The following is a 9,553-nucleotide window of genomic DNA, read 5'->3' on the forward strand; positions in this document are numbered from 1 at the left end:
TCTTCAACAGACGTACCGCCACTCATCATATCCTGAATCATGGTTACCCATCGATTCAGAACTCAACACAAAATGCAACTGTAGTGCTAAAAAAGCTTCGCCAGAAAATTTTGAATGATTTGTGCAATTTCTTGTGGGCGGGGGAAATACCCATGCCCTGTGGCGGATCATAAAAAAAGCCGGGATGCCCTGCGGTATCCCGGCTTCTGTCGTGGGGGAGAGCGCCTTATTTCAGCCCATCCACAAAAGCCGCGATACGACGGCAGCCTTCGCGCAGGGTTGTGGTATCGGTTGCGTAGGAGATACGGAAGAAGGGGCTCATGCCATAGGCCGCGCCCTGTACGGAGGCCACCTGCTGCTCTTCGAGCAGGGCCATGACGAAATCGGCATCGGTCGCGATCAGGCGGCCACCTGCCGACGTCTTGCCCATGCATCCGCTGATGTCGGGATAGACATAGAACGCACCCTGCGGCGTATGGCACTCCACCCCGGGAATGGCGTTGAGCAGGCTGACCACAAGGTCGCGACGGGCCTGATATTCGGCGGCGCGGGCCTGAAGGAAATCCTGCGGGCCATTCAGCGCCGCGACAGCGGCCGCCTGCGCCAGCGTGTTGATGCCGCTTGTCGTCTGGCCCTGCATGTTGTTCATCGCCGCGATCAGTGCGCGGGGACCACCGCAATAGCCCACGCGCCAGCCAGTCATGGCATAGGCCTTCGACACGCCATTGACGGTCAGGACGCGATCTTTCAGTCGTGGCTCCACTTCGGCGATCGTGCAGAAGGTAAACCCGTCATAGATCAGGTGCTCATAGATATCGTCGGTCAGGATCCAGACATGGGGATGTTTCAGAAGGACGGCGGCGATGGCCTCCATATCCTCACGCGGGCAGCACGCACCGGTCGGGTTGCCGGGGAAGTTGAGCACCAGCCACTTCGTTTTGGGGGTGATGGCGGCGTCAAGGGCGGTGGCCGACAGGCGGAAGCCGCTTTCGGCGGGGCAGGGGACAGAGACGATATTCGCACCGGCAAGGCGGGCGATATCGGCATAGCTGATCCAGCTTGGGGTGGGCAGGACCACTTCGTCACCGGGATTGATGGTGGCCATCATGGCGTCATAGATGATCTGCTTGGCGCCGTTGGCCACCAGGATTTCATCAAGTGCGTAATCAAGGTGATTTTCACGCTGGAATTTGGCCTGCACCGCTTTCTTCAGGGCGGGTTTGCCGTCCTGGGGCGGATATTTGGTATCTCCCGCGCGCGCCGCGGCAAAGGCCGCCTCCACCACATGCTCCGGCGTGGGGAAGTCCGGTTCGCCAGAGGAAAGGCTGATAATCTTCACCCCTTCCGCCTTCAGCACCGACGCCTTGTCGGTCATCGCGGCGGAAGCCGAAATCCCAATTCCATTCAGTCGATCCGCAAACCCGGGCATCGGACGCTCTCTCCACTTCTGCTCATGCAACACAATACATGCCTGCAACGTATCGTAGATCGTTTCACGATGGGTTCGATACCGACGAAAATCGTCTGGCCCCATACAACAATCCTATGAAAGGGCGGTTATCCGTCCTGCGTGTCCATCCGGATCGGGTTGCGCACCATCGCCAGCGACAGCAGGGCCGCAACGATCAGGGCAATGGCGCACATATACCAGGCCATGTCGAAACTGCCGGTCCAGGCGACGATATACCCGGTCAGGATGGGCGAAAGCAGTCCCAGCGCGTTACTGCATGTCAGCGTGACGCCCGTAACCGCCCCCATTTTCCCACCATCTTCGACCATGTCGGTCAGCAGGGCGGTATTGGCGCCATTGGCGGCCATCAGGCAGGCCAGTGCGCCGGAAAGGACCAGCAGGATGGGCAGCATGGTATGGCACTGCGGCAGCAGTCCGATCGTGGCGGCCCCGGCCAGGCAGATGGCGACGATGAAACGCCGGTAGGGCGGGTGGATGCCATTGCGAAAGACAAGCTGTTCCAGTATCCGCCCGATGATGACCGCACCGGCCGCCGCACTCAGGTAACACAGGGCCGTGCTGTTGCCCGTGCCGGTAATGTCGATATGCAGTTCATGGATGAGGTAGAGCGGCATCCACGACATGACCAGGAAATTCAGGTAATTTTGCGTACACTGCACCACCAGGATGCCAAGAAAGGAAGACGAGCGGAACAGGTTGCGTATTTCCCGCACTGAAATGGGTTTCCGGCGTGGTGCGTCGGTCTTTTCCTTCGGGTTGCGGTAGATCAGCCACCAGACCACCGCCCACAGGATGCCAATGCCCCCCAGCGCCATGAATTCGCAGCGCCACCCAAAGAAAGTGATGAGATAGGCCCCCGCGATCGTGCCACCGGCCAGGCCAAGCTGCATGCCCGTCAGGAGCATGGTCATGACCGACCCGCGCTCCTTCGGCAGTGCCCAGTTGCGCACGACCGTCGCCCCAACGCCAAAGGTCGGGGCCTCCCCCACGCCCAGCAGCATGCGCGTCAGCAGGAACTGCGTGATGTTCTGCGCCATGCCCCCCAGCAGCATGGCAAAGGACCATATGCCCACGGCCAGGGAGCCAATCGCCCGTGCCCCCACCATATCGAGCACGATGGTCGATGGCAGGTTGAGCAGGAAATAGGACCACAGGAAACTGGAGGACACCCAGCCCATCTGCACCGGGGTGAGGGAAAATTCCCTGCCCATCGTCGGCAGGGCAATGGACAGCGCGGCACGGTCGCCATAACTGATGGCGTACATCAGGAAAACGAGAAAGAAGAACACATGGCGGGCAGGAATCGCCCGCCTGCCTTTGGCCTTGGTCGTGATTTCACCTGTTGTCACGCGACAGGACTCCCGGTGTGCCGTGAATTGGGGATGAAGCAGCAGGGCGGCAGGCATGAGGCAGGGGTCATGGCGGGGTGCCCGTGGCGGCGTCCATCGTGCCCTCGGCCACGGCTTTCTGCTTCGCCGGGCGGTCATGGCGCAGCATCCACACGCCAGAGCCAATAATCAGCAATCCACCAATGACCATGGCCACGCCGGGGATTTCCCCAAACCCGAACCATCCGATCAGTGCGGCCCACAGCAGCCCCGAATAGGCAAAGGGACCGATGGCGGACACCTGCGCCGATGCGAAGGCTTCGGTCTGGAGCACCTGCGCAATGCCGGCGAAGGCCCCCACGGCGACAAGGCACAGGGCTTCGGTCAGGTCGGGCGTGGTCCAGATGAACGGCAGCGGCAGCGCGGTCATCGACGTCATCAGGATGGCCTGCCACAGGGCGATGGTGGTGCTGGACTCCGTGGCCGAAAGCTGGCGGATCTGCATGGTGGTCAGTGCGCCTACGCCGCCCTGCGCCAGCGCCACGAAATAGGCCCAGGCGGGCACCGCGCTGTCGGCGCCATGCAGCAGTCCCTTGCCCAGGGCGACGACGATCACGCCGGAAAACCCGATCAGCACCGCAATCCAGCGCTGGAAGGAGGGGCGTTCATGCAGCAGGGGAATGGACAGCAGGACCAGGAACAGTGGCTGCGTGTAGGACAGGACCTGCTGTTCCGCCAGCGGCAGGCGGGTTACGGTGATCACCACCATGATCATGCTGATCAGTCCGACAACCGAACGCACGACATGTCCGCCGAAATGATGCGTTTTCAGGACAATGCCCGTGCGTGATGCGATCAGCAGCACGAATGGCAGGGAAAACAGGTTGCGGAAAAAGGTGATTTCAAGCGCGGGCAGGGTCGAACCCGTCAGTTTCTGCAGGGCATTGAGTGCTGCGGTAAAGAATGTTGCCGATGCCAGAAGTAATGCACCACGTTTCAGGTCATGCTTCATTGTGTCCGTACCCCGATGCACGACATGAACGAAGGCGCGCGTCATGAAGGATCAATTTTTCCATGCCCCTGCCTGCCACACGTTACGTCATCGTAACGCGCGGGGCGCATTTCGGGTCATAGGCATTTGTTTCTTGGTAATAATAAATTCTTATGGCTGAGAGATGTCTCAGTCCATGATCTGGCACGCAGGGGTCAGGATGCCGCCGCTGGCTTCGATTTCCGCACGGATCGCGCGTGCGAGTTTCAGTGACCCGGGGGTGTCGCTATGTACCAGGATGGAGCGCGCACGGACCGGCAGGCGTGTGCCATCAATGGTGGTGACGGACCCGTCATGCAGGAACTGCTTCACGCGCGCGCGCACGTCCGCCAGATCATGGATGACCGCGCCCGGCCGCCCGCGTGGGACCAGCATGCCCGCCGCCGTATAGGCGCGATCCGCCAGGAACAGGGTATGCGGACGCAGCCCTGCCTTTTCCGCCGCGCGCTCCGTCGCCTGACCGGGCATGCAGAATACGGACAGTTCGCGGTCCATCGCGGCAATGGCGCGGGTCAGGCGCAGGGCAAGTCCTTCATCCGCATTGGCCATGTTGCCGAATGCGGCGTGGTAGCTGACATGGGTCACGCGGTGCCCGTGCCGTGCCGCAATCCCCTGCAGCGCGCCGATCTGGTAGCACATCATCGCTTCCATATCCGCATCGGAGACCGCCATCGCGCGCCGCCCGAAACCGATCAGGTCCGGCAGGCCGGGATGTGCGCCGATCCCGACGCCTTTTTCCTTCGCCAATTGCACGGTGCGATCCATGATGGCGTAGTCACCTGCATGGAAACCGCAGGCGATATTGGCTGACGACACGGTATCCATCAGGCCGTCATCATCGGCGATGCGCCAGCGGCCGAACCCTTCGCCCATGTCGGAATTGAGGTCGATTTTCATGCCCTGTCTCCTGACTTCATGCCAGCGCGGCGGCGCGCGGACTGGCGGTAGCGGCCAGCCATCATGCGCAGGTCATCCAGATAGGCGCTGACCGGCCGCATGGCGGCCACACCTTCGGCGAAGCTGCATTCATGCAGGTGGATATGCGTGCCGATCCGCGCCTGTCCCAGACGCCACAGGTCGGCTTCGATCACGGTGGCGATCCGGGGATAGCCACCAACGGTATTGGCATCGGACAACTGCACGATCGGCTCGCCCGACGGCGGGACCTGCACGATCCCCGCGATCACACCATAGGACCGCAGTTCAACCCGATGGCGCAGTTCCAGTGGCGCGCCCGACAGGCGATAGCCCACGCGGTCGCTCTGCGGGGTGATGCGCCATGGCGTCGTCCACAGACGCTGCCGGGCTTCGGGCGTGAACAGTTCATAATCGGTCGCGGGCATGGCGCGCAGGTGGATGGTCCTGCCGTCCGCCTCCCCGGCGGCATCCTTCAGCACGGCGGAAGGGGGAAGGGCGCCATAACCCGCCATGTCCAGCGTGGTGCCCGTGGTCTTCAGCGTATCGCCAGCCTCCAGAGGCCGGCCATCCAGCCCGCCAAAGCCCCCGCGCAACTGCGTGCTTCGCGACCCCAGCACGACGGGCACGTCAATCCCGCCCGCGATACAGACATAACCCCGCGCGCCCCTGCCGGGCTGGCCGATACGCAGGACCTGCCCGGCGGCGGCGGTCTCGACCATCCATGGCAGGACGGGACGGCCGTCAAGTTCGATTGCGGCGTCGATGCCCGTCACCACAAAGGTCGCCGCCGCATCAAGGCGCAGGACAAACGGGTAGGTCTGCAGTTCGATGCAGGCGGCATCATCATTGTTGCCCAGCAGGATGTTGCCAGCCCGCAGGGCGACCGGATCCATCACGCCCGACGTGCTGACGCCAAGGTTACGGTACCCGGGCCGTCCCAGATCCTGCACCGTATTGAGGGGCGATGTTTCAAGGATCGTGATCACAGCTCGATGCTTTCCGGATAAAAGCGGATGCGATCGCCAACGGCGAACAGGGCGGGCGGCTGTCTGTACGGATCGAACAGCCGCAGGTCGGTATAGCCGATGGAGTTCCACCCGTTCGGCCCCGTCAGCGCGGAAATGCCCGCCTGCATGCCGCCGATGATGACGGTGCCGGCCTGCATGTTCAGTGACGGCACGGTCTTGCGCGGGGTTGCGATGCGCGGGTCCAGCCCATGCAGGTAACCAAAGCCCGGCGCGCTGCCGATGGCGCAGACCGTGTAGTCATTGGCATGATGGATGGCGATGACCTCTTCGGGCGGCAGGCCCGCATGCGCGCTGACGGCGGCCAGATCCTCGCCCAGTTCGCCCCCATAACGCACGCCGATTTCAAAAAGGCGTCCCTCGATATGCCGTTCGGGCAGGGTGTCCCATGCATGGCACAGCCATGTGGCCACGGCCTGCGGATCGGCGGGCGGGGCGGCAAGGACCAGCATGAGGTTGGTGACACCGGGGATGAGTTCACACACGTCAGGGCGGCCCTGCGCCGCATCCATCAGCGCCCAGATCCGGCGCTGCTGCGCCATGGTGAAGTCGCCCGGCGCCTCGAACAGCATGGCGCGCGTGCCGATCATGCTGGTAACGGGGCGCGCATCCGCATCGTGCGCCACATCGTGCCTCATATCCGTGCTCAAGATACACAATCCCCGCAACAGTGCTGGTCACATCCCGAAAAAGCCAGGGGCCGGTATGGGGCCGGAACCATGGCGGTACAGGTTTCGCGGCATCATGCGCCCCGGTCGAAACTATGTCGCTTTGCGTAACGATGGCCAGTGCAATTCTGGTTGTGAGGCCATCGGATAATCTTATGGCCCGGGGATGCGGACGGGCCATCAGATTATGTTATGGCGTGAGAACGAAGTGCTCTTGGCGCATGTTGCGCAGGGTCGGTAACATGAAGAAATGGCTGAGCATCCGGCAGCCGTTGTGGGGCCGGGCCGTGTCAGTTTTTCTGTTCAGAATCGGGTCTTCTTACCAATGAGCAACCAGCCGTACCGTACCGCCCTCGTCACTGGCGCATCCTCTGGCATCGGGGCGGCGATCGTCCGTCGCCTGGCAGCGGAAGGGATCGAAGTGCATGCCGTGGCGCGCGATGCGGCGCGACTGGAAACGCTGGCGCAGGAAACCGGGTGCGTCCCCCATGCGGTCAGCGTCTCCGACCAGGCCGGGATCGAGGCGCTGGTAAAGGGACTGGAAATCGACATTCTGGTCAACAATGCGGGACAGTCGCGCACCGGGAACATCACCAGCACCACGCCGGAGGATATCGACGCGCTGGTGGATGTGAACCTGCGCGCGGTCCTGCAACTGACGCGGCTTGTGGTGGCAGGCATGATCGCGCGTGATCGCGGGCATATCGTCAACATCACCTCGATCGCCGGGCATTACGCCTTTGCCGGTGGCAACACGGTCTATCACGCCACCAAGGCAGGCGTGCATTCGCTGTCGCAGCAGTTGCGCTGTGACCTGTTCGGGCGGCATATCCGCGTGACCGAAGTCTCCCCCGCGCGGGTCGAGACCGAAGTGTTCGGTCGCCTGATCGGCAACATGGAAGAAGCGAAAAAGCGTTTCTTTGACGAATATGACTCCCTTCTGCCGGAGGATATCGCCAACTCCGTCGCCTTTGCCGTCATGGCGCCGCAGCGCATGAATGTCAGTTTCATGGAGGTGCTGCCGACCATGCAGGTGGTCGGTGGCCTGAACTTCGCCAAGAAGACATCCGGCGCGGCGTAGGCACGGTGGATCTCTCGCATGTCAGGCGGCTGATCGACCTTCTGGCCCGCGCTCCGGTGACGGAGCTTGAGGTGGAGGAAGGCGGCTGCCGCATCCGCATCACCCGTGGCAATGGTGGGGGACGGCCTGTGGTCGCTCCCGCCCTCCCGGCCCCCACCGTCGAGGTGGGCCGCGCGCCAGGGGTGGCCGATCCGGTTGCGCCCGCGATGACGGAGCCTGCGGCTGATCACGTCATTACGGCCCCGTCTTATGGGGTGTTCCACCTCTCACCCTCTCCCGGTGCCGCACCTTACGTTGCGGTGGGCGATGCGGTGCAGGCTGGACAGGAAGTGGGACTGGTCGAAGCCATGAAGGTATTCAATGCCGTCCGCGCCACGCAGGCGGGTGAAATCGCCGCCGTTCTGGTGGATGACGGCGCCGAGGTGGAGGCAGGTACACCCCTGTTCCGACTGGTATGAGTGCGGCTGGCATGAGTGAAAAGAGACGTTTCAGCCGGGTGCTGATCGCCAACCGGGGCGAGATCGCCCTGCGCATCCAGCGCGCCTGCCGCCAGCTTGGGCTGGAGACGGTGGCCGTGCATTCCGAAGCCGACGCGGACAGCCGCCATGTGCATGAGGCGGATGTCAGCCTGTGTATCGGCCCTCCCGCTGCGGCGCGCAGTTACCTTGATCCTGACGGACTGCTGCTTGCGGCCCGACTGACGGGGGCGCAGGCCATCCATCCCGGTTACGGGTTCCTGTCGGAAAATGCCGATTTCGCCGATGCGGTGGAGGCTGCGGGCCTGACCTTCATCGGCCCGACGGGCGCGTCCATCCGCATGATGGGCGACAAGATCACCGCCAAGCGCGCCATGCGGGAGGCCGGGGTGCCCTGCGTGCCCGGATCGGACGGGCCGCTGCCTGCCGACATGGACGCGGTGAAGGCCATTGCGCTGGAGGTGGGGTTCCCCGTGATCGTCAAGGCGTCGGGCGGTGGCGGCGGGCGCGGCATGCGCGTGGTCGAGCGTGAGGCCGACCTGGCGCAGGCGGTCATGCTGACGGCCAAGGAAGCGCAGCAGGCCTTTGGCAATCCGACGCTGTATCTTGAACGCTTCATGCAGAAACCACGCCATATCGAGATCCAGGTCCTGTGCGACACGCACGGCACGGCGCTGTGGCTGGGCGCGCGCGACTGTTCGCTGCAACGCCGTCACCAGAAGGTGCTGGAGGAGGCGTCCGCCCCCGGCATCACGCCGGAGATGATCGCCCGGATTGGCGAACGCTGTGCCGAAGCCTGCCGGCGCATCGGCTATCGCGGCGCGGGAACGTTCGAATTCCTGTATGAGGACGGGGTCTTCGCCTTCATCGAAATGAATACCCGCGTGCAGGTCGAACATCCCATTACCGAGGAGACGACCGGCATCGACATCGTGGCGCAGCAGTTGCGTATCGCACAGGGCGAGACGCTGGATATCGCACAGTCCGATATCGCCTTGCGGGGGCACGCCATCGAGTGTCGCCTCAATGCGGAGGACCCGTTCACCTTCATGCCCTCGCCCGGGACCATTACACGCTGGGACCTGCCCGGCGGGCCGGGGATCCGTGTCGATACGCATGTGGTCGCGGGCTATACGGTGCAGCCCTATTATGACTCCCTGATCGGCAAGATCATCAGTCATGGCGCAACGCGGGCGGAAGCCATCGCGCGCATGCGTGTCGCACTGGCGGAAATGAAGGTGGAAGGTGTTGCCACCAACATCGCCCTGCATCAGGACCTGCTGGCGGACCCGGCGTTCGAACGCGGTGGGGTGGATATCCATTACCTTGAACGCTGGCTTGCGCACAGGACGGCCTCATGAACAACCGCTCCGAACAGTTGGTGCCCCATTTCGACCGGATGCCTGACCCCGACCAGATCGTGCAGATGGCGACATGGCTGGCGCAGGCGGGGCTGGAAAGCCTTGAACTGACGAATGAGGCCGCGGGCCTGCGGCTACGCCTGTGCGTGGAACAGGCCGCCCCGGGTGTTGCCC

At 63.2% G+C, this 9,553-nt stretch carries 9 protein-coding genes; 3 read left to right on the forward strand and 6 right to left on the reverse strand.

The genetic code is table 11. The features are described from left to right. Window positions 1–226 precede the first annotated feature (226 nt). The 6 genes from HNH97_RS07790 to pxpB form a co-directional block, all read right to left on the reverse strand. On the reverse strand, window positions 227–1,429 hold the full coding sequence (locus HNH97_RS07790) for a pyridoxal phosphate-dependent aminotransferase (protein WP_171790506.1): 1,203 nt from the start codon (window positions 1,427–1,429) through the stop codon (window positions 227–229). Between the two features lie 128 nt (window positions 1,430–1,557). Further along, complete coding sequence (locus HNH97_RS07795) at window positions 1,558–2,736, reverse strand: MFS transporter (protein WP_171790511.1); 1,179 nt, start codon at window positions 2,734–2,736, stop codon at window positions 1,558–1,560. Between the two features lie 151 nt (window positions 2,737–2,887). After that, entirely contained in the window at window positions 2,888–3,811 is a 924-nt protein-coding gene (locus HNH97_RS07800; protein WP_171790512.1) for a DMT family transporter, read from the reverse strand. Between the two features lie 168 nt (window positions 3,812–3,979). Then, on the reverse strand, window positions 3,980–4,747 hold the full coding sequence (locus HNH97_RS07805) for a LamB/YcsF family protein (RefSeq protein ID WP_171790507.1): 768 nt from the start codon (window positions 4,745–4,747) through the stop codon (window positions 3,980–3,982). Beyond that, window positions 4,744–5,754: a 5-oxoprolinase subunit C family protein gene (locus HNH97_RS07810; RefSeq protein WP_171790508.1), complete on the reverse strand. Its 1,011-nt coding sequence runs from the start codon at window positions 5,752–5,754 to the stop codon at window positions 4,744–4,746. The genes HNH97_RS07805 and HNH97_RS07810 overlap by 4 nt, the downstream gene beginning before the upstream one ends. Further along, window positions 5,751–6,431, reverse strand: a complete 681-nt coding sequence (gene pxpB, locus HNH97_RS07815) for a 5-oxoprolinase subunit PxpB (RefSeq protein ID WP_171790513.1) — start codon at window positions 6,429–6,431, stop codon at window positions 5,751–5,753. Before pxpB ends, HNH97_RS07810 begins: the two co-directional genes overlap by 4 nt. A 355-nt stretch (window positions 6,432–6,786) precedes the next feature. Here pxpB and HNH97_RS07820 point away from each other — a divergent pair, with 355 nt between their 5' ends. Genes HNH97_RS07820 through accC form a run of 3 tightly spaced genes read left to right on the forward strand, consistent with a single transcriptional unit; the run spans window position 6,787 to window position 9,379 of the window. Next, the gene (locus HNH97_RS07820; protein WP_110913163.1) at window positions 6,787–7,542 is read left to right on the forward strand and encodes an SDR family oxidoreductase; all 756 of its coding nucleotides are present in this window, start codon (window positions 6,787–6,789) and stop codon (window positions 7,540–7,542) included. A gap of 5 nt (window positions 7,543–7,547) precedes the next feature. Next, the gene (locus tag HNH97_RS07825) at window positions 7,548–8,000 is read left to right on the forward strand and encodes an acetyl-CoA carboxylase biotin carboxyl carrier protein (protein ID WP_171790509.1); all 453 of its coding nucleotides are present in this window, start codon (window positions 7,548–7,550) and stop codon (window positions 7,998–8,000) included. 11 nt (window positions 8,001–8,011) lie between these two features. Further along, on the forward strand, window positions 8,012–9,379 hold the full coding sequence (gene accC / locus HNH97_RS07830) for an acetyl-CoA carboxylase biotin carboxylase subunit (protein ID WP_171790510.1): 1,368 nt from the start codon (window positions 8,012–8,014) through the stop codon (window positions 9,377–9,379). Window positions 9,380–9,553 lie beyond the last annotated feature (174 nt).

This window comes from Gluconacetobacter entanii (genome assembly GCF_013155425.1).
In the GTDB taxonomy this organism is placed as follows: Bacteria; Pseudomonadota; Alphaproteobacteria; order Acetobacterales; family Acetobacteraceae; genus Novacetimonas; species Novacetimonas entanii.